Below are 21704 nucleotides of genomic sequence, written 5' to 3' on the forward strand. Positions count from 1 at the left end.
TATGAACCATTTTATTCAGAACATATTAGTTGTTATCGCCTTAGGATTTGCAGTGTTTTTTCTAATTCGAAAGTTTGTATGGACACCTAAGAAAAAGTCATCAAAATCTTGCGGAAATGATAATTGTGGCTGTAGCTAGTCTTTTAGATATTTAATTTTTCGGCTTTTAATTTCAGTTGTTTTTTTCTTCTGGCCGTCAATTTGTATTTTTTTGATTCTTGTCCAATTTCCATTTTCATCATATTTATACGTTATTACATATTTAATATCCGTACTTGATGTTGGCCAATAAAACGCGGTCAAATCTCCATATTCATTTCTTTCTATTTCATAGTCTTTTTTAAACCATTCCGTTTTATTAAGAGCTACTGTACCATCTTCTTTATAAACTGTATAGGTATACCTATTGGTCTTATAATTATATTCTGCAGTAGACAACCCAATTAACTGACCATTAGTATTTAGAGTTTTAATTTCGGTAGGATTGTGATTTTCGTTATAAAGTACTCGCATTGTGTAATTCAATGTACCATCTGAATTGAGCATTTTTAAATCCTTTGTATTTTCTCCATATACAGTTTCGTATTTTGAAGTTGTCCATCCTAAAGTTTTGTATTTAAGCCTTACTGTATTTTTAACAACTCTGTTCAGAGTATCTAAAGAAAATTCTCTTGTTGATTCTAATTCTGAATCTTTATATCGTTTTATCCTAACTATTGAATCTTCTGGAAATGTATAATTTGATTTTTCGATATACGAGAAATCTCCACCAGGATTAACTTTCCTTGTCACAATTATTTCTTTGGCAATACCGTTCTCTAAGAGGTAATCTTTTGGTAAATCAATTCGGCTTATTTCAGTATAAATTGATGTTTGTCCCGAACAATAAATACTAAACAATAGCAAAAATAGTATTTGAAGTAAATGTCCTTTCATCATAATAATTACATTGATTTTTTTTAAAAATTAACGGTATTGCTTAAACACTCAATTTAATAAATACCGAATGAAAAATCTACAAAAACCAGAATTAGCAAACCAGAATTAGCTATAAACAAAATGCCGAGTTTGTTTTCTAATTTTTAGTTTCTAATCCTTAACAATTCCATGTCTAACTCTTCTTTAGATTTTTTTTCAATTGTATTTAGTGACGAATCTAAAATGTTGTTTTTTTCGTAAGGATCATTAATTAGGTTGTACATTTCTTCATTTCCATCTGCAAATACTAATAATTTAAAGGTGCCATTACTAATAGTCCAAGCATCATTTTTTTCATTCTTCATTTCAGAATATTGATACTTTCTAATTGACTTCTCTTCTGTTAAAAGCGACTTAAAGCTTTTACTATCATTTATTCTATCAGTGTCTACGCCTGCTATTTCGGCTATGGTAGCAAACATATCTGTTGTAGTGATTAAATTATTATCGCTTCCTTTTCTTTCAACCCCTTTACCAGACACAAATAATGGCATATTTATACCACCTTGATAAAGACTTCTTTTTACTTGATTTTTTTTATAAGGATCTTGAGTAACTATAGGTTCTATACCGTTATCACCCATAAAAATGATAATGGTATTTTCCCTGTCTTCTTTTGATAATGCATTTAAAAGTTCTCCTATTTGATAATCCATAGCCTCAATAGAAGCCATAAAATATGGTGTAGGATCTACCTCTTTGGTATAAGGTGGTAAATTACCTTGGCTATGCATCTCTAAAGGAGGCAAATGAAAAGGTGTATGTGGCGCATTATAAGCTAACCACATAAACCAAGGTTTTTCTTGTTTGTTAATCCAATTGAACGCTAAATCTGTAAATTTCTTGGTAGTATATTCTGTTGCTACTGTTTGTTTTCCGTTTTCTGATAAAGGCCAGTTGTAATAATCTTTTACAGAACCTTTAAATATACCTGCGTAATAATCGATGCCAAAGGTTTCAGGATTAATAGTTGTATCGTAACCCGAGAGATGCCATTTACCAACTACAGCTGTGGCGTAAGCACTATCCGTGTTTTGGTTAATGTATTTTTGCAATAAAACTTCACTTTCACTCAATTTTTGATTGGCCCAACGCACATCTGTTCGATAACCATATTTACCTGTAATCATGGAAGCTCTAGTTGGTGAACAGGTTGGATATGTCCAGAAATTGTTAAAGCTTAAACCTGTTTCTCTAATAGCATCTATATTTGGTGTATGCGGTTTTATGGTGCCTTCATTATATCCTGCCAACGCTTCTTTTCCCATATCATCTGCTATTATAAACAATATGTTTGGTGCTTTGCTAGATGTTTTTTTATGGTGGTTTGTTTTACAGCTTAAGCATAAGATTGCTATTAAAATGTATAGTGTATTTTTATTCATTAATATCTTTAAAATTGTCAACAAAACATTTCGATTAAACCATAAAGCATTCAATGCTGTTTCTTGATTTCTATGAATATTGTCTAACACGAAGTACAACCCATAATTTTATTTTTCAACAAACCCTTCAGGAATATCAAATGTTGTTGGTGCTGTGGTTACAAATTTAGCACTTCTAATAGTAGCATCACCAATAACTTTTCCTATACCATTGGCACTAGACCACTCATAAAACTCCCAATTATGAGCTACAGGTATACCATCAATCATTTTGTAATTAGAATATCCTATGGCATGCGGATCTGCTTCTGCTGCTTCTGTAGATTTATTCACTGTAACGATATAGGCTACATAGTCCATTAAATGAGTTTGTGGGTCACTGTAAACAATATACCAATCATCTGGCGCATCGCCTGTGTTTGCTTCAAATGTTAGTCGTTGAGAATTGTACGTTTTATTATTAAGTTTTGCAGATTCTACATCAGACCAAATTGTACCTTGATCATCTAATTTATTTGGAAATAATAAAAAATACATCCAAGTATAAGCATCAAAACGGGCTGCTTTTTCATTTTTTAAATCGGCCGAATGAAATACTCTTGCACCATCATAGTATATTGAAGAGCCATCTTTTAATTCAATTTTCCCTTTAGTAGAATTAGTTAGATAGGTCATTTTAGCATCTAAACGTACTTGACCTCCAAAACTAATAACCATATCTACTTCAATGGCATTATGAGCCAAAAATTTATCTTTTTTATAAGCCTTCTCAATAGCTTCTATTGACGATATCGCTTTCTTGGCTTCTGTTTTAACTGTAGGCGTTTCTAATTCTGGTGTTACTTTGTTTTCATTTTTACAACTTGTGGTTAACGCTAAAACCATGAGACACGCAAAACCCAACTTAAAGATAGATGACATATATTTTTTTATTAAAATTGATTCAACTCCAAAACTAGAGCCTATTGATCACAATAAGGTGTTCTATTCTCTATTTTAAGAGAATTTTAAGTTTTATGAGGGATTTAAGACTCTACTTTTTTTAAATAAAGGTTTTTAGCTACATTTTGTGAAACCACAATTGCCGTATCTCCTAATGCGATTTTTACAGAATTATCATAAGGTTCTTTATGTAATACACTTATCACAGTACCCAAAGCAATTTTATTACTATCTAAATACTTTAAGAAACTAGACGAACTATCATCTACACCCACGCATTTATATACGGAACCAACATCTGCTTTTGCCAAAATAATCTTTTCTATATGCTGAAACTTTCCTTCTTTGTCTGGTATGGGATCACCATGCGGATCATGCTTAGGGAATTCTAAAAATGCATCTAATTGATTAATCAGTTTTTCGGATTTAATATGTTCTAAATGCTCTGCGACTTCATGCACCTCATCCCAAGAAAAATTTAGCTTTTCTACAAGAAACACTTCCCATAACCGGTGTTTTCTAATAATACTAACCGCAACTTGCCTACCACGTTCTGTTAATGTTACACCTTGATATTTCTTATAATCTGCATAATTTTTCTCTGATAACTTCTTTACCATATCTGTAACTGAAGATGCCTTAGTTTGCATGGCCTCTGCAATAGCATTTGTGTTCACGGACTCATTTCCATTGCTTCCTAAATGATAAATGGCTTTAATGTAATTCTCTTCTGTAAGTGTAATCATAAATTTCTAGTGTTATACAAATATAAAAAGATATATTTCTTAATTTATTTTTAGACTAGTCTAAATTTTATTTTAAATTTGCACAAAAAAACAATGAACCTCATAAAAGTGTTTCTGTTTCTATTTGGAGCTACACTTTCGGCTCAGACTACATTTACTATTAACGGAAATGTTAGCACTAATGGTAAACCGTTAGCTTATGCTAATATTTATATTAAAAACACAACCAAGGGCACAACCAGTGACTACAATGGCGCATTTACAATTTCTAATTTAGAACCAGGAACCTACACCTTAGTGGCATCGTTCACAGGATATTTAACTCAAAAAAAAACCATTGCTATTATAGATAAAGACATCAGTATTAATTTTAATATCGATGAAGATGATTCCCTAGACGAAGTAATTATTTCAGGAACTTTAAAAGCAGTCTCTAGACTAGAAAGTCCAGTGCCTGTAGAAGTGTATTCAACTACGTTTCTAAAGAAAAACCCAACGCCTAATATTTTTGAAGCCCTACAAAACGTTAATGGTGTACGTCCACAACTCAATTGTAATGTTTGCAACACTGGAGATATTCATATCAATGGTTTAGAAGGGCCTTATACCTTGGTTTTAATTGATGGAATGCCAATAGTAAGCGGCTTATCTACAGTATATGGTTTATCTGGAATACCAAATTCACTCATTGAACAAATTGAAGTGGTTAAAGGACCTGCATCGTCTTTATATGGCAGTGAGGCGGTTGGTGGCCTAATTAACGTTATTACTAAATTACCAGAAAATGCTCCACGTTTCTTTGCTGATGGCTTTGTTTCAGATTGGGGTGAATTAAATTTAGACCTTGGATTTAAAGCTAAAGTAGGAGAAAAAGCAACTGTATTGGTCGGAACTAATTACTTTAAATACGACAATCCAATTGATAATAATGACGATAATTTTACAGATCTAACGCTACAAGATCGTATTTCTATTTTCCAAAAATGGGACTTTAAACGTACTAATAACAGAAAATTCTATTTAGCTGGCCGTTACTTTTATGAAGATCGTTGGGGCGGAGAATTACAATGGAACAAAGGATTTAGAGGTGGAGACCAAGTTTATGGTGAAAGTATTTATACCTCACGATTTGAGATTCTTGGAAATTATCAGTTACCAATAGAAGAAACAGTAAACTTTCAATTCTCGTACTCCGACCACGACCAAAATTCAGTTTATGGCAATACACCATATTTAGCACAACAACGTATTGGGTTTGGACAATTAGTTTGGGATAAAAAGATCAATAATCACGATTTATTATTGGGTACAGCGCTTCGCTATAATTACTATAACGATAATACAACAGCGACTATAGAAGCAGATGAAGTTACAATACCGTCTGTATTTATTCAAGATGAAATTAAATTCAACAAAAAACAAAGTCTCTTATTAGGCATGCGTTATGATTACGACAGCAGACATGGTAATATTTTTACACCAAGACTCGCCTATAAATATAAACCAACCGACAATGACATTATAAGATTAAATGCTGGTACAGGCTTTAGAGTCGTTAATCTATTTACAGAAGATCATGCTGCTTTAACAGGTTCTCGTGATGTCATCATAGAAGAAACCTTAAAACCAGAAGAATCCTACAATGTAACGCTTAACTATCTTAAAAAGTTGTATCTCAAAAGCGGCATGTATTTTACTTTAGATACCTCAGCTTGGTACACTTACTTTACCAATGCTATATTACCAGATTATGATACCAATCCAAATCAAATTATATATGATAATTTAGATGGTTATTCTACATCAAAAGGTTTAAGTTTTAATATAGATACTGTATTAGGAAGCGGCATAAAAGCATCTATAGGCGCAACGTACCAAGAGGTTTCACAAACCGAAAACGGAATACGAACGGAACAAATTTTAACAGAGAACTTTTCTGGTGTGTGGTCATTTAGCTACAAACATTACGGCACAAACCTAACCTTTGATTACACAGGAAATCTCTATGGACCAATGCGATTACCTTTATTAGGTGAATTAGATCCTAGAAATGAATATTCACCGACATGGAGCATACAAAACATACAAATTACCTATGATGGATTGCATAATTTAGAAATTTATGGTGGTGTAAAGAACTTATTAAACTGGACACCAAATAAAGGAAACCCATTTATTATTGCGCGAGCTCACGATCCTTTTGATGAAAACGTTACATACAACGAAACAGGCTCTACACAAACTTATCCTGTACCAAATTCTACTAGAACCATTGAAGTTGAAAACGGAGCCGTTATTCCAACATCCAACAATCCATACGCTTTAACGTTTGACCCAGCTTATGTCTATGGACCAAACCAAGGAATCCGATTATTTTTGGGTTTAAGATATAATTTAAACTAAATCATTGAATTTTATTACTTTCACATTAAATATACAGATATGAAAAAATTAATACTCCTTCTTACTATAACGCTTGTTTTTAATTGCAAAAACGATAACGAAACAAAAATTAATAAAAAGCTAAATGTGGTAACCACAACTACAATGATCACTGATTTAGTGAAAAATATTGGTGGAGATTCTATAAACGTGCAAGGTTTAATGGGCTCTGGTGTAGACCCTCATCTCTACAAAGCTAGCGAAGGCGATGTGACCAAATTAGTAGAAGCCGATGTTATTTTTTATAACGGCCTACATTTAGAAGGCAAACTTGTTGAAGTCTTTGAAAAAATGGCAGGCACAGAAAAAACACCTGTCGCTTTAGCTGATGAACTAAATAAAAAACTATTAATTGGTTCTGAGTATTTTGCTTCTAATTATGATCCGCATGTTTGGTTTAATATTGACTTTTTCAAACAATTCACAGAAAAAGTAACACTTGTGCTAAGTGAAAAAGATCCTAAGAACGCAGATACGTTTAGGGCCAATGAAAAAAGATATTTAGCCGAATTAGATAAACTAAAAGAAGATATTCAAGGTGTTGTGAATGTACTTCCTAAAGAGAGAAGAATTTTAGTAACAGCCCACGATGCCTTCAATTATTTTGGCAATGCTTACGATTTTGAAGTTGTTGGCTTACAAGGCTTATCTACTGCCACAGAAGCTGGTGTACAAGACGTACAAAAATTAGCCGCATTTATTATTGATAAAAATATTAAAGCTATTTTTATAGAAAGCTCAGTCCCAAAAAGTACAATAGAAGCCTTAAAAGCAGCCGTAAATGCAAAAGGACATAAAGTTGAAATTGGTGGAACTCTATATTCCGATGCTCTCGGAACAGCTGGCACAGCAGAGGGAACATATACTGGTATGTATCGCTATAATATTAAAACGATTGTAAGCGCATTATAATAAACGTAAATAATACAGACCGATTAAAGTGAATTCTAAACCCATTGAAAAAAACAATACGACCTCAGCAAAAAAAATTGCTGTAAAAGTTGACGATTTAACTGTAGCTTACAACTACAAGCCAGTACTTTGGGATATCGATTTAGAAATCCCAGAAGGTGTTCTTATGGCAATTGTTGGGCCAAATGGCGCAGGAAAATCTACACTAATTAAATCTATATTGGGCATTTTAAAACCTATCGCAGGAAGTGTTTCTATCTATGATAAACCTTATGAAAAACAAAGACAACTGGTTGCTTATGTTCCACAGAAAGGCAGTGTAGATTGGGACTTCCCAACGACAGCCTTAGATGTTGTTAAGATGGGAACTTATGGGAGTTTAGGTTGGATTAAACGTCCTGGACAAAAAGAAAAAAAAGCCTCGCTTGAAGCGTTAGAAAAAGTTGGCATGTTAGCGTTTAAAAGCCGGCAAATAAGCCAACTTTCGGGAGGACAGCAACAACGTATATTCTTGGCAAGAGCATTAGTCCAAAATGCATCCATCTATTTTATGGACGAACCGTTTCAAGGTGTAGACGCAACCACAGAAATTGCAATTATCAACATATTAAAAGAATTAAGAAAAGCAGGAAAAACAGTAATCGTGGTTCATCATGATTTACAAACTGTGCCAGAATATTTTGATTGGGTAACATTTTTAAATGTAAAGAAAATTGCTACAGGTCCTGTTAAGGATATTTTTAATGATGATAATTTAACGAAGACTTATGGTATTAATTATAAAGTGAGTATTCAGGAGTGAAAAATAGTTAGCAGTATTCAGTAAACAGTTGGCAGTGTTAACTTATACTGATGAAAAAAAGGCTTCATTAAAAAAGTAAAAATTCGAGCCCAAAATTTCGCCATAGTCGGAAAACATCAAAATAAATAATGAACATAATTTAGAAAAAACAGATTGCCACGACTTAAAAAAGTCTCATTCTTAGTCTTCTATTATTAATGTCAGTCTAAGCGCAGTCGAAGACCCTTATTATAAAATTGAATTTTAAATATGAAATACGCATACACTATTTTATACGTAGCAGATGTTGAAAAGACTTTAGCATTCTACAATACTGCATTCGGGTTTCAAAAAAAATTTATGACACCAGAACATGATTATGGCGAATTAGTATCTGGCGAAACAACCATTGCATTTGCTGCTAATGAGCTAGGACAATCTAATTTCAAAAATGGCTTTGAAAAATTAGATTTAAATAAAAAACCTAACGGAATAGAAATGGCATTTACAACAAAACATATTGAAGATGATTTTGCCAGAGCTATAAAAGCTGGCGCCATTCAATACGAACCTATTATAGAAAAACCTTGGGGACAAAAGGTTGGCTATTTAAGGGATATTAACGGATTTCTTATAGAGATTTGCACACCAATAAAGAATTAGTAAAATAAATGCAATTTAAGATTCTGAAATACATTCAGAATTACAAAATGGACATTACAGAATACATAGAATTAGTCTTCACAGACTACACCCTTAGAACCATTACCCTTGGCACAGCAATTTTGGGTGCTGTAACGGGTATGTTGGGAAGCTTTGCCGTGTTGAGAAAACAAAGTTTATTAGGTGATGCCATTTCTCATGCAGCTTTACCTGGCATTGCCATCGCCTTTTTAATTACAGGCACAAAAGACAGTAACACCTTATTAATTGGCGCTTTAATCAGTGGACTTATTGGTACATTTTGGATTAGAGGTATTATTACCAAAACCCATTTAAAGTCAGATACAGCTCTTGGCTTAATTTTATCTTTATTCTTTGGATTTGGTATGTTGCTATTAACCTTTATTCAAAAACAACCTAATGCAAATCAAGCTGGTTTAGACAAATATCTTTTTGGACAAGCGGCAACTTTAGTAGAAAGTGATGTTTGGATGATGGCTATTGTCACAGGACTCTGTTTAATTGTAATGCTTACATTCTGGAAAGAATTTAAAATACTTTTGTTTGATGCTGACTACACCAAAACCCTTGGTTTTAACACCAAAATCATAGACATCCTCATCACATCATTTATAGTTTTGGCTATTGTTTTAGGATTACAAACCGTTGGTGTGGTGTTAATGAGTGCCATGCTTTTAGCACCTGCAGCAGCAGCTAGACAATGGACAAATAGTCTATCCGTTATGGTCTTTTTAGCAGCCATTTTCGGAGCGTTTTCTGGTGTATTTGGAACGGCAATTAGTGCAAGTCAGAATAATTTATCTACAGGACCAGTAATTGTATTAGTTGCGGCTGTTTTTGTGGTGTTCTCATTTATTTTTTCACCGAGTCGTGGTTTACTTTTTAAACAAATTCGGTTTATTAAAAACCGTCGTGATTTAGAACTACATAAAACCCTAACGTTTATGCATCATATTGCAAAAACACACGAAGACATTTCGCATCCTCATGCCATTAAATTACTCAATAATTTTCAAGGTTACACAAAGAATACACTTCGGAAATTAGTAGAAAAAGATTACGTACAGCTAAAAGGAAACATGTGGAGTTTAACCAAAGTTGGTTTTGAAACTGCGGCCAATTTATACACCAAACAAACTACAGAAGATGAGTAGCGCACAAATAGAAATACAACTAATAGCATGTATAGTTGCTATTGCCTGTGCTATTCCTGGAACATTTTTAGTGTTAAGAAAAATGGCTATGATTAGTGATGCTATAAGCCATTCTATTTTACCTGGTATTGTTGTCGGTTTTTTTATTACTCAAGATTTAAATTCGCCACTACTTATTCTTTTGGCAGCACTCACAGGCATAATTACCGTAATATTAGTTGAGTACATTCAAAAAACAGGACTAGTAAAGGAAGATACAGCCATAGGATTAGTATTTCCTGCGTTATTTAGTATCGGTGTCATTATGATCGCTAAAAACGCTAATGATGTTCATTTAGATGTCGATGCTGTGTTATTGGGCGAATTAGCATTTGCTCCTTTTGATCGATTATTAATTGCCGGAACTGACGTTGGACCTAAATCCCTTTGGGTCGTTGGTACGATATTAATCATTACAATCGCGCTTTTAATACTCTTTTTTAAGGAACTAAAAGTGAGTACGTTTGATAAAGGTTTAGCCGCTTCATTAGGCTTTTCTCCTGCCATCATTCATTACGGTTTAATGTCTGTTTCTTCCGTAACAACGGTTGGTGCTTTTGATGCTGTTGGTGCTATCTTGGTAGTTGCTTTGATGATTGCGCCTGCGGCTACGGCTTATTTATTAACCACAGACTTAAAGAGAATGCTTGCTTTAGCTATTGGTTTTGGCATTTTTAGTGCCATTTTTGGCTATTGGGTAGCGCATTGGCTAGATGCTTCTATCGCTGGTTCCATTACAACCATTCTCGGATTGGTGTTTTTATTTGTGTATTTATTTGCACCTTCTAAAGGCATTATCGCTGTGATGTACAGGGAAAAACAACAACAAACCGAAGTCTCTTTACTTACATTTTTATTACACCTAAAAAACCATGACGAGTTAGAAGAGCGACACGTTAACCATCTCAACGAACACATAAATTGGCAAAAAGTACGCGCTAAGACTGTTTTAGATTTAGCTCAAAAAAATAATATGATTCATATTGAAAAAAATATAGTTTCCCTTACCAAAAAAGGCGATGAATTTACATCTAAAGCTATCGATTATATTATTACTAATGAAGATGCCCAAATTGAAGACATGAAAGATGACTTCTTTTTATTTAGAGGGTAACTTTATTTTAAACAAAAAGAAAAAAATAATTAAACCCGAAAGCTTTCATTCTTATTACGACTATTAAACCCTAAATTATAATTAATCAATGGAATTATTTGAATATTTTACAGGCAAGGCAGGCTTAATCTTATTAGCTTTTATTGTCCTTTGCGTTTTTATTTATAACAAATACAAAACACAACGATACTTTAAATATATAGAAAAACAAAGGAAAGGTAAAGACTCACAACGATCTTAAGTTACTTAAACCCACGTTCTTTTTGAATATGCTCATAGGCTTCTTGCACTTGTCTAAACTTAGCTTCCGCACCTTCCTGATGTTCTTTTCCTAAATGACCAACGCGATCTGGATGGTATTTTTTAGCCATAGTTCTATACGCTTTCTTAACCTGGTCATCTGAAACCGATTTATCAATTTCTAGAATTTTGTACGCATTATCACTCGTGTTATAAAACATGGCTTTAATGCTTTCGTAATCTCTATTGCTAATACCTAAATAACCAGTTATGGTATAAATTTGTCTTAATTCATCTTCAGTTACCAATCCGTCTGCTTTGGCTATGCCGAACAAAAAATGTAATAATTGCAAACGCGAAGCATGATCCATCATTTGACGAATTTGTGTACAAACCTGACGCGTAGAAATATTCTGTTTACTAATACGCTTAAACAGCTCAAAAGCCTTATTAGCTCTTTCTTTACCGTACATATTGCTAAACTGCTGACGTACAAAATCTAATTCTCGTTGATCTTGTTTGCCATCTGCTTTAATTACTATTGAAGCCAAAATTAAAAGACTGACTTCAAAATCACCAGATTGTGTTTGCGGTCTAGACGATGTACGTCTTCCAGAAGTAGTGGTTTTTCTATAGGTGCCTCCCTGACTTCCTGTTTGGCCATCTCCTAAAAGTGGTGTACCTCCAATAGTTAAATTATCAACAAAACTACCAATAGCCAATCCTATAATTGCACCAATTGGTCCACCAAAAGACCAACCTAAAGCACCACCAATCCATTTTGCAAAACTCATATTTATTTATTTTTATGAAATTCAAATATACTATTTGTTAGTCTATCTTTTAATGTTTTTGTTACTATTCAAAACTAAAATAGTTCTATTGAGACTACGTACTAAAGACCGTGTAAAGCGCATAAATTTTCATTATCTTTGCACTTCAATTTAAGATTAATTAAAATTAAAAACATATGTATCCAGCAGAATTAGTAAAACCAATGCGTGAAGATTTAACTAGCGTAGGTTTTGAAGAATTACATACATCAGAAGCTGTAGAAGCAGCATTAGCAAAAGAAGGTACAACACTAGTGGTTGTTAATTCTGTTTGTGGTTGTGCGGCAGCAAATGCAAGACCAGGTGCCAAAAGCAGCATTCAGAACGACAAACGACCAGATCATATCTTTACTGTTTTTGCAGGTGTAGACAAAGAAGCAGTAGACGCAGCGCGAGCGCATATGATTCCGTTTCCTCCTAGCTCACCAAGTATGGCTTTATTTAAAAATGGAGAATTGGTGCATATGTTAGAGCGTCACCACATTGAAGGTAGACCTGCAGAATTAATTGCAGAAAATCTAAAAGATGCGTATAACGAGTACTGTTAAGATATTATAACACGATTAAAAAACCACGAAATATTTCGTGGTTTTTTTGTGCATAAAAGACATTAAATTACATTTGTAATATGAGAAAACTAGTAGCTTATCCGCTTTCCGTTTTATTTTATTTATGCTTTGGTTTAACCTTAGTTATATTTCATGGTATACAATGGTTTTCTCACAAAGTCTTTGGTTATAAAGGTCTTAAATTAGCAGTTGATGGCTTGCAATTTGTAATAATGCGATGTCTTAATCTACTAGGCACCAGAATTTCGTTTTACAATGCGTATAACATTAGCACAGACAAACCCTTAATTATAGTGGCGAATCACCAAAGCATGTATGATATCTCACCAATAATGTGGTATCTGCGCAAACACCATGTTAAGTTTGTTTCTAAAAAAGAATTAGGTAAAGGAATTCCTAGTATTTCATATAATTTAAATCATGGTGGATCCGTTTTAATCGATAGAAAAAATCCAAGACAAGCTTTACCTGCAATGATGAAATTTGGAGAATATATTGAGAATACTAAACGAGCAGCTGTCATTTTCCCTGAAGGCACCAGAAGTAAAGATGGTGTACCCAAGCCATTTAAAACCAAAGGACTAGAATTATTGATGAAAAAGGTTCCGTCTGCCCTTATTGTACCTATAACCGTCAATAACTCTTGGAAAATGTTACGTTACGGAAAATTTCCTATGGGAATTGGAAATCATATGACATTTACTGTGCATAAGCCCTTAGAAATTGTTAACTTTACAGATAAGGCTGAATTAATACAACAAGTTGAACACACCATTGTTGAAGCAATAGAACGTTAACCATCAAAAATAACCATCAAGATGTCGTTAAAAAATATAAGATTAGAAGTGATGCAACATCTTGAAAAAGATGTACAATCTCTTATTGAAAAATATTTAATTCCTGTAGAAAAAATTTGGCAACCAACCGATTTCTTACCAGATTCTAAAAAGGATACATTTTTTGAAGAAGTTAAAGAAATAAGAGAATTATCTAAAGAATTACCCTATGATTTTTGGGTCGTATTAGTTGGTGATATGATTACTGAAGAAGCATTACCTACGTACGAATCTTGGCTTATGGATGTAGAAGGTGTAGATCAGGTAGAAAAAAATGGATGGTCTACTTGGGTAAGACATTGGACCGGTGAAGAAAATAGACATGGCGATGTTCTTAATAAATACTTATACTTATCTGGCCGTGTAAATATGCGCGAAGTCGAAAAAACAACCCAGTATTTAATTAATGATGGCTTTGATATTGGTACAGATAGAGATCCTTATAAAAACTTTGTTTATACGAGTTTTCAAGAACTAGCAACTTACATATCACATAACCGTGTGGCCAAAATTGCAAGACAAAAAGGAAATAAACAATTGGCTAAGATGTGTAAAATTATTTCTGGCGACGAAATGCGTCACCACCATGCTTATTCCGAGTTTGTAGAACGCATTTTTGCAGTAGATCCTAATCAAATGATGATGGCTTTTCATGATATGATGAAACGAAAAATAGCCATGCCAGCTCATTTTTTAAGAGAGTCTGGTGAAAGTTTAGGCGCTGCCTTTGAGGAGTTCTCAAATACAGCACAACGTATTGGTGTATACACATCTACTGATTATGTAGATATACTACAAAAACTTTTAGATCGTTGGGATATTGGAAATATGACAGGTTTAAACGAAGAAGCCGAAAAAGCTAGAGATTACTTAATGAAACTTCCTCCTAGAATGTATCGTTTGTCTGAACGTATTAAAATACCTGAGAATTCATTTCAGTTTAAGTGGGTAGATCCTGCATAATTATTTGGCATGACAGTTTCTGAATCACAACTTATTGAAGCAACGATAAATTTCGTAAAATCTGAGCTTAAAAACGCAGAAGGTGGCCACGATTGGTTTCATATTGAACGTGTTTACAAAAACAGTCTGTTAATTGCTAAACAAGAAAAAGTAGATATCACTGTGGTTTCCTTAGCGGCATTGCTTCATGATATTGCTGACTCTAAATTTCATAAAGGTGATGAAACTTTAGGATCAAAAATTGCGAGCACCTTTTTATTAAAACATAATGTTGATAGCGAAATCATTGAACATGTTACTCAAATTATTGATAATATGTCGTTTAAAAACTCTTTTGATTTAAATACTTCTTTTTCATCTAAAGAAATGGAAGTTGTTCAAGATGCTGATCGTTTAGATGCTATAGGTGCCATAGGAATTGCTCGTTGTTTTAATTATGGAGGCTTTAAGGATAGAGCACTTTATAATCCAGAAATAAAGCCTAATCTCAATATGACAAAAGCCGAGTATAAATCGTCTAATGCACCAACGATTAATCATTTTTACGAAAAATTGCTGTTATTAAAAGACCAAATGAATACTAAAACAGGACAACGTATTGCATTAGAGCGCCATAAGTATATGGAAGGCTTTTTAAAACAATTTTATGCAGAATGGAACGGAGAAAAATAACGGTCTTAATTCATTTTAGCCACTTCTAAAGCGGTTAACTTATATTCTATAGCAGCCATTTCTTCACCATAGTGAATAATTTCATCTGCCGTTAAATTTTTATTGGTATTTACAGCATCTAAAATCTCTTGCCCTTTTTTTGTATAATACGCTATGGTACTATTTATTTTATCGTCCATACCTGTAAAAAATAAATTATTGAACCATCATTTTTAGTTCACCTCTATATTTAGAAGCACTTTTTCCTGTAAATTCTTTAAAGAGTTTATTAAAATGTGAAAAATTATTAAATCCACATTCAAAACTTACATCAGCAATGCTCATTTGACTTTCGGATAATAATTTTGTTGCGTGTACTACTCTATATTCGTTTACAAGCTTGGTAAATGTTTTACCTGTTACTTTCTTAAAGTAGCGACAAAACGCAGGAACCGTCATACTTACCTTCTCTGCAATCTCATCTAAACTAATATGCTCTTTGAAATTTTGGTTAACATGCTTAAATACAATATCTATCTTAGCACTATCTTGTGGCTCGGTTTCAAAAGCAAAACCATCTACATTTAATAAGGTATAATCTTCTGACTTAGCTAAACCATGCAATACTTCAAGTAGAATTAGAATTTTTTTAAATCCTTCCTTTTCATTAAGCTTTTCTATTTTAGCACCAAGCTTCTGCTTTGTTTTTACTCCAAAAAGAATTCCTTTTTTAGAACGCTCAAATAAAAGGTTGATTTTTTCCATCTCTGGAATATCAAAAAAATGATTTCCCAAAAACTCTGGTTTAAATTGTACTAAGGTTTCAGATCCATTAATAGTTAAACGGTCTGTAAAACCATTATGCGGTAAATTGGGTCCTATTAATAATAACTGGCTATTGTTAAAATAAGATAAATGGTTTCCTATATGTCTTTTACCTTGACCTTTGTTAACATACACCAATTCTATTTCTGGGTGAAAATGCCAAAATGGTTTATTCTCACCTTTATATACATCCATTTTGTGTCGCCTTACTTTTAAGGAACTACCAAACTCAGGACTAATTTTTTCTAATGTAGGTTTTCTTGCTTTCATAACATATTAATAAGTGCAAATTTAAGTTATATAATTCTTACATTCTATGTAAAATTACCAAAAACATACACAAAATTAACCTTATTACATAATTAACACCCTCGAAAGGTTAATTTTGTATATAAATTTGACAAAATTGATGTTTTCTCCGACGAAATGCTGCTCTAAATTTGCAGTGTTGATTTAATTGAACTGTGACTCATATAATTGTCACTAAACGTAAAAGACAATTTTAATTTCAGTTCTCACTTAAAAACAAAACATTATGAAAACATTATTTAAAAACATTTTAGTATTAGCAGTGATGTTAGGAACATGCACTACTTACGCAAATGCAACCTTAGACAATTCACCAACATTTAACAATGTAAATGAAGGCGATTTAATTTCTGTAACAGACGCAAAAGGGCAAATCGTTTATAACGGTCGCATTAACAACTCAGGTAACATTCAAAATCTTTATGATTTTTCTCAATTAAAAGATGGCGTTTATACAATAGAAGTAAATAAAGATTTTGAAATTAAAATCAATAAGGTTCAGGTTTCAAACAACATCGTTACTTTTTTAGAAACATCTGAGACCACTATTTTTAAACCAGTTTTTAGATCAGAAGATTCTAAACTTATTGTTTCAAAATTAGCGATTGATACTGACGAGATGGAAATAGAATTATATTTTGGAAATGATTTAATCCATACTGAAACAGTAAAAGGAAATGAAATAATAAACCGAGTTTACCAATTAGATAAATCAAGAAAAGGCGAATATACTGCGATCATTAAAGCAAATGGACGTGTATTTGTTGAAGATTTCAAATTATAGATTATTGTTTACACATTAGTTTTATTAGTTGAAAAAGTGGGCCAGAAAGCCCACTTTTTTAATTTTATAAAGTAACAACCCATCACGTTATTCTTCGCTTAACTTTTTTTATTAAAAAGTGTCTATTACTATTTTACTCAACGTCCTTTTTCTTCTTAATTTTTTAATGTAACAAACACTTCATATTGGTCGCCCATTTTACCATGCGACTCAACGTTTTACTTAAAAACAACTGTTGCTTAAATTATCTCAAAAATATACTATTTTAACCTAATAGTTTTACCCAAATAATTATACGGTTAATTTTGTATAAAAATGTACCAAAATTGATGTTTTCTACAAAGCAAACTACCTTTAATTTTGTACCTGTAATCACTTAATACAATTTATTATGAGAACAGTATTTAAAAAATTATTAGTAGTAGCATTAGTGTTTGGAACATTAACAAGCTACGCCAACGAAGTTGTAGATGTTAACACAACTATGAACTACGTAAAAAAAGGAAACCACATTTCTGTATCAGATGCTTTTGGAAAAATCATCTATAGTGGAGAAATTAACTATAACGGAAATCTTACATCACTATATGATTTTACCCAACTACAAAATGGTTTATACGATGTAGAAGTTACCAATGGCTATAAAATAGAAATTAGCACTATTGAAGTAATGAACAATAAGGTTTCTATCGTAGATGTTAACAAAACAGTAATCTTTAAACCTGTTGTTAGAAATGATAATTCTCAATTAATTATTTCTAAACTGGCTTTAGATCATGAAGATATGGAAATAGAACTTTTTTATAAAGGAGAACTAATCCATACAGAAACTGTTTCTGGAGAAACAATTCTAAACCGTGTGTACAAATTAGATGCCACTCTAAAAGGAAATTACACAACTATTATTAAATCTAATAATAGAGTTTTTGTTAAAAACTTTAGAATATAATTCCGTAGTCACTTCACAATTATTATTAACCTATATAAAAGGTAAGCGCAATGCTTACCTTTTTTTATTTATAGATTTTATAAAAGTGTTTATATAAGGTAGTACCTATTTAATAAATACAGCGTCTTTTGCATTCTTAGTTTACTTAACACATATGAAGACTCCCAAACAATTACTTCCCATAATTTGTGTTTTTATGGGATCTATTTATCCTGTTGGTTGTTTTAAATGATAAATACCTACTTATATTGTGACATAACATAGATCATAAATTATCTATGTGTATGTTATTAATGTCATTTATTATCAAAATTGTATAGTCAAAAACCAATATATAATTCTACATCTTTTTTGGGCCATTTTTAAAAGCTATGGAAAATTACCATTAATATATGTTATATTAACCCATAATATAACACCTTTACCTTACATGGTTAATTTAACACACAAATAAGCCAATTTCGATGTTTTCTACACTTCAAATACCCTATATCTTTGTATCAGTATTAACAAATACATTTTTATTATGAAAGCAGTATTTAAAAAAATCGCAATAGTAGCCTTAATGTTAGGAACATTTACAAGCTACGCTAACGAGATTGCAGAAGTAAAGTCTTCTTATTACCGTGTTGAAAAAGGAAATTACATTTCTGTGTCAGATGCTTTTGGTGAAGTAATCTATAGTGCAGAAATCAATAATAATGGTAACTTAATTAAGCTTTTTGATTTTACTCAATTAAAAAATGGTGAGTATAACGTAGAAGTTACTAAAGATTTTGAAATTGAAGTTAACACTATATTAGTAAAAAACAATATTGTTTCCATTTTAGATTCTAACAAAAAAACAATTTTTACACCTGTAGTAAGAAATGAAGAGTCTAGAATATTAGTATCTAAATTAGCCTTAGATGCAGAAAAAATGGAAGTTGAAATTTATTTTGAAGATGAGCTTATTCATACTGAATCAGTTGAAGGAGAAACTATATTAAACCGTGTGTACAAATTAGACGAAACACTTAAAGGGAATTACACAACCGTTATCAGGTCTAACGACAGAGTGTTCGTCAAGAATTTTAGAATATAAATTGTTGTTTATATATTATTAGTTTATTTATTTAGTTAAAAAAGTGGGTGGTAGAGAACCCACTTTTTTTTGTTTAATACTTTCATAGAAAATCTACTAATACACAAAGACAGATATTAGATCTATCATCGTTTTAGCTTAGCATTTTATTTTCCAGGAAAATTTGCTTTACGTTTCTCCAAAAATGCCGTAGTACCTTCTACAAAATCTTCGGTACCAAAACACTTACCAAACTGTTTTATTTCTGTATTGTAACCATCTTTACCATCCTTAAAATTTGCGTTAATTGCTTTGATCGCTTTTGATATCGCAACAGAAGAATTTCGCATAATTTTACCTGCTATTTTCTCCGCAAAAGGCAACAATTCTTCTTGAGCAACTACATGATTAATTAACCCATAATTAAGTGCTTGGTTAGCATCAATCATTCCTGCGGTCATAATCATTTCCATAGCTCTACCTTTACCAATTAATTGCGGTAAGCGCTGTGTCCCTCCATAACCCGGAATTACTCCAAGAGAGGTCTCTGGTAATCCCATTTTTGCATTGGTACTTGCCACTCTAAAATGGCACGCCATAGCTAACTCTAATCCGCCTCCTAATGCAAATCCATTGACAGCACCAATCACTGGCTTACTTAAGTTTTCTATAAAATCAAATAATATTGATTGCCCTAATGCCGCCAATTTCCCACCTTCTTTAACGCTAAAATCAGCAAACTCGCTAATATCAGCTCCAGCGACAAATGCCTTTTCTCCACTACCAGTTATAATCACAACCTTAGTGTTTTTATCATTTTCTGCCACATCAATAGCATCATGTAATTCTTGTATGGTATCTTTATTTAAAGCATTAAGCTTTTTGGGTCTATTAATTGTAATTGTGGTAATACCAGCTGCGAAGTTAGAATGTATGTTTTTATAAGCCATATATTAATTAGTTTTATTCTCTAGGAAAAGTTACAATAAAGGTTGTGCCTTTACCTAACTCTGATGTAAAGGTAATACTTCCATTATAAGTTTCTACAATGTTCTTTACCATAGCTAAACCTAAGCCCATTCCACTCGATTTGGTTGTGAATTTAGGTTCAAATATTTTAGTCTTTGTATCCTCTGCTATACCTGTACCATTGTCTTCTATAGAAATTTTTACATTGTCTTCATCGTTAAGAACACGTACTTCTATTTTCGGGTTTTCAACACGATCCGGAATTGCTTGTATACTATTTTTTACCAAATTGGTAACTACTCTTATTAATTGAGTTCTATCAAACTTTGCAATTATTTCTTCCGTTTCTGGTTTAAATTCTATGTAATGTTCGTTAAAAATATCGAGTGCTAACTTTATAATATTTACAACATTTAAGTTTTCGCTTTTTTGCGCTGGCATTTTAGCAAAGTTCGAAAAAGCCGAAGCTATAGAACTCATCGTATCGATCTGCTCAATCAAAGTATTGCTATATTCGTTTATTTTCTGATGTATATTCTCATCAGTAGGATCAAATTTTCGTTGAAAACTTTGAACCGTTAATCGCATTGGTGTTAAAGGGTTTTTAATTTCGTGAGCCACCTGTTTTGCCATTTCTCGCCAAGCTTGCTCTCTTTCATTGGTAGCCAAAACAACTGCACTAGCTTCTAACTCATCAATCATGCTGTTGTATGAATTCACTAATGCTTCTATTTCTTCACTAGTAGATTCTATCTGTATTTTTTTATTTCGTTTTTCTAAACGTGTTTCATTCATTTTGTCACTTATAGTTTTTAGCGACTTTGTAATAAATTTTGAAATAAAATAAGCAAAGACAATGGCGACAAAAATCAATACTAAATAGGCATAAGCTAAACGCATTAAAAACTCCTTTAGCTCTTTGTTTAAAAAATCATCGTTTTCTAAATAAGGTAAATTTAAAATAGCTAATGTCTTAAACTTCTCATCTGTAATATAAGTGTATGAAGACTGAAATGTTAATCCGGCTTCTTTATTTTTTATAACATATCGATGCTCTAAGGTATTGGCTAAAGTGTTTAAAATCTCTGGTTTTAAACTAATTTCTGTGGTATCGCGCTGTATGGTTCGCTTTGAACTCTTTAACAATTGACCATCTAAATCATACAGATTAATCTGAAGGTTGTGAATGGCATCAATATCAAATATCTCATCTTTAAAAATTAACGGAATATTCTCTGTAGTTACAGGATAAGTAGTCTCTTTTATAACAAAGTCAATACTTTGCCTAATCGCCTTTTCTTTTCGTTCTAGACGTTCTTTATGGTAATCTTTAGCCTCTTCCCTATACTGATATATAGTCACTGCAGCAATTAAAATTGAAGCCACTAATACCAATAGAATCATATTGATATTAATCCGAGCTCTTAAGGAAAGACGTTTTTTATTCATTGAAATAATCTTGAACGCTGAGTTTTATTCTGAACTTTAAGTTTTAAATATAGCAATAATCAATCCAAACAAGTGAAGTCAAAACGC

23 protein-coding genes are annotated in these 21704 nt (G+C 32.3%); 14 read left to right on the forward strand and 9 right to left on the reverse strand.

Translation table 11 applies throughout. From position 1 onward, the window contains the following. Position 1 precedes the first annotated feature (1 nt). The gene (locus HNV08_RS00080; protein WP_173279082.1) at positions 2-139 is read left to right on the forward strand and encodes a FeoB-associated Cys-rich membrane protein; all 138 of its coding nucleotides are present in this window, start codon (positions 2-4) and stop codon (positions 137-139) included. Here the strand turns inward: HNV08_RS00080 and HNV08_RS00085 are convergent. The 4 genes from HNV08_RS00085 to HNV08_RS00100 form a co-directional block, all read right to left on the reverse strand. After that, a complete protein-coding gene (locus HNV08_RS00085; protein ID WP_173279083.1) occupies positions 136-939 on the reverse strand; it encodes a hypothetical protein in 804 nt (267 codons plus the stop codon). The two genes, HNV08_RS00080 and HNV08_RS00085, sit on opposite strands and share 4 nt — an antisense overlap. Positions 940-1082: 143 nt before the next feature. Then, a complete protein-coding gene (locus HNV08_RS00090) occupies positions 1083-2363 on the reverse strand; it encodes a sulfatase-like hydrolase/transferase (protein WP_173279084.1) in 1281 nt (426 codons plus the stop codon). Between the two features lie 108 nt (positions 2364-2471). Then, complete coding sequence (locus tag HNV08_RS00095) at positions 2472-3284, reverse strand: DUF6503 family protein (RefSeq protein WP_173279085.1); 813 nt, start codon at positions 3282-3284, stop codon at positions 2472-2474. 104 nt (positions 3285-3388) lie between these two features. Continuing rightward, a complete protein-coding gene (locus HNV08_RS00100; protein WP_173279086.1) occupies positions 3389-4051 on the reverse strand; it encodes a metal-dependent transcriptional regulator in 663 nt (220 codons plus the stop codon). Positions 4052-4144: 93 nt separating this feature from the next. Between HNV08_RS00100 and HNV08_RS00105 the strand changes: the two genes are divergently transcribed. The 6 genes from HNV08_RS00105 (at position 4145) to HNV08_RS00130 (ending at position 11177) form a co-directional block, all read left to right on the forward strand. After that, entirely contained in the window at positions 4145-6454 is a 2310-nt protein-coding gene (locus HNV08_RS00105; protein WP_173279087.1) for a TonB-dependent receptor, read from the forward strand. A gap of 39 nt (positions 6455-6493) precedes the next feature. After that, a complete protein-coding gene (locus HNV08_RS00110; RefSeq protein ID WP_173279088.1) occupies positions 6494-7405 on the forward strand; it encodes a metal ABC transporter solute-binding protein, Zn/Mn family in 912 nt (303 codons plus the stop codon). A 28-nt stretch (positions 7406-7433) separates the two neighbouring features. Continuing rightward, complete coding sequence (locus HNV08_RS00115) at positions 7434-8207, forward strand: metal ABC transporter ATP-binding protein (protein ID WP_317170174.1); 774 nt, start codon at positions 7434-7436, stop codon at positions 8205-8207. 249 nt (positions 8208-8456) lie between these two features. Next, the gene (locus HNV08_RS00120; RefSeq protein WP_173279089.1) at positions 8457-8849 is read left to right on the forward strand and encodes a VOC family protein; all 393 of its coding nucleotides are present in this window, start codon (positions 8457-8459) and stop codon (positions 8847-8849) included. A 47-nt stretch (positions 8850-8896) separates the two neighbouring features. Further along, positions 8897-10024, forward strand: a complete 1128-nt coding sequence (locus HNV08_RS00125) for a metal ABC transporter permease (RefSeq protein WP_173279615.1) — start codon at positions 8897-8899, stop codon at positions 10022-10024. Then, positions 10017-11177: a metal ABC transporter permease gene (locus tag HNV08_RS00130; protein WP_173279090.1), complete on the forward strand. Its 1161-nt coding sequence runs from the start codon at positions 10017-10019 to the stop codon at positions 11175-11177. The genes HNV08_RS00125 and HNV08_RS00130 overlap by 8 nt, the downstream gene beginning before the upstream one ends. Before the next feature lie 242 nt (positions 11178-11419). Here HNV08_RS00130 and HNV08_RS00135 read toward each other — a convergent pair whose 3' ends face one another. Continuing rightward, positions 11420-12211 (reverse strand): TerB family tellurite resistance protein, encoded by a 792-nt coding sequence (locus HNV08_RS00135; RefSeq protein WP_173279091.1) that lies wholly within the window; start codon positions 12209-12211, stop codon positions 11420-11422. A gap of 176 nt (positions 12212-12387) precedes the next feature. Here HNV08_RS00135 and HNV08_RS00140 point away from each other — a divergent pair, with 176 nt between their 5' ends. From HNV08_RS00140 to HNV08_RS00155, 4 genes are all read left to right on the forward strand, one after another. Beyond that, positions 12388-12798 (forward strand): BrxA/BrxB family bacilliredoxin, encoded by a 411-nt coding sequence (locus HNV08_RS00140; protein ID WP_173279092.1) that lies wholly within the window; start codon positions 12388-12390, stop codon positions 12796-12798. Positions 12799-12878: 80 nt separating this feature from the next. Next, entirely contained in the window at positions 12879-13616 is a 738-nt protein-coding gene (locus HNV08_RS00145) for a lysophospholipid acyltransferase family protein (RefSeq protein WP_173279093.1), read from the forward strand. A gap of 21 nt (positions 13617-13637) precedes the next feature. Continuing rightward, entirely contained in the window at positions 13638-14618 is a 981-nt protein-coding gene (locus tag HNV08_RS00150) for an acyl-ACP desaturase (RefSeq protein ID WP_173279094.1), read from the forward strand. Between the two features lie 9 nt (positions 14619-14627). Further along, complete coding sequence (locus HNV08_RS00155; protein WP_173279095.1) at positions 14628-15290, forward strand: HD domain-containing protein; 663 nt, start codon at positions 14628-14630, stop codon at positions 15288-15290. A 5-nt stretch (positions 15291-15295) separates the two neighbouring features. On the opposite strand, the gene HNV08_RS00160 is transcribed toward HNV08_RS00155, so the two are convergent. Both HNV08_RS00160 and HNV08_RS00165 read right to left on the reverse strand, forming a co-directional pair. Then, on the reverse strand, positions 15296-15469 hold the full coding sequence (locus HNV08_RS00160) for a hypothetical protein (RefSeq protein ID WP_173279096.1): 174 nt from the start codon (positions 15467-15469) through the stop codon (positions 15296-15298). Positions 15470-15485: 16 nt separating this feature from the next. Continuing rightward, on the reverse strand, positions 15486-16364 hold the full coding sequence (locus tag HNV08_RS00165) for an AraC family transcriptional regulator (RefSeq protein ID WP_173279097.1): 879 nt from the start codon (positions 16362-16364) through the stop codon (positions 15486-15488). 265 nt (positions 16365-16629) lie between these two features. Between HNV08_RS00165 and HNV08_RS00170 the strand changes: the two genes are divergently transcribed. From HNV08_RS00170 to HNV08_RS00180, 3 genes are all read left to right on the forward strand, one after another. Beyond that, on the forward strand, positions 16630-17187 hold the full coding sequence (locus tag HNV08_RS00170; protein WP_173279098.1) for a hypothetical protein: 558 nt from the start codon (positions 16630-16632) through the stop codon (positions 17185-17187). 391 nt (positions 17188-17578) lie between these two features. Next, the gene (locus HNV08_RS00175) at positions 17579-18136 is read left to right on the forward strand and encodes a hypothetical protein (RefSeq protein ID WP_173279099.1); all 558 of its coding nucleotides are present in this window, start codon (positions 17579-17581) and stop codon (positions 18134-18136) included. 526 nt (positions 18137-18662) lie between these two features. Beyond that, entirely contained in the window at positions 18663-19220 is a 558-nt protein-coding gene (locus HNV08_RS00180) for a hypothetical protein (protein WP_173279100.1), read from the forward strand. Positions 19221-19366: 146 nt separating this feature from the next. On the opposite strand, the gene HNV08_RS00185 is transcribed toward HNV08_RS00180, so the two are convergent. Together HNV08_RS00185 and HNV08_RS00190 are read right to left on the reverse strand one after the other, a co-directional pair. Beyond that, positions 19367-20149: an enoyl-CoA hydratase/isomerase family protein gene (locus tag HNV08_RS00185; protein WP_173279101.1), complete on the reverse strand. Its 783-nt coding sequence runs from the start codon at positions 20147-20149 to the stop codon at positions 19367-19369. 13 nt (positions 20150-20162) lie between these two features. Continuing rightward, entirely contained in the window at positions 20163-21617 is a 1455-nt protein-coding gene (locus tag HNV08_RS00190; protein WP_173279102.1) for a sensor histidine kinase, read from the reverse strand. Between the last annotated feature and the right edge of the window lie 87 nt (positions 21618-21704).

Source organism: Winogradskyella eckloniae, assembly GCF_013249045.1.
Taxonomy (GTDB): domain Bacteria; phylum Bacteroidota; class Bacteroidia; order Flavobacteriales; family Flavobacteriaceae; genus Winogradskyella; species Winogradskyella eckloniae.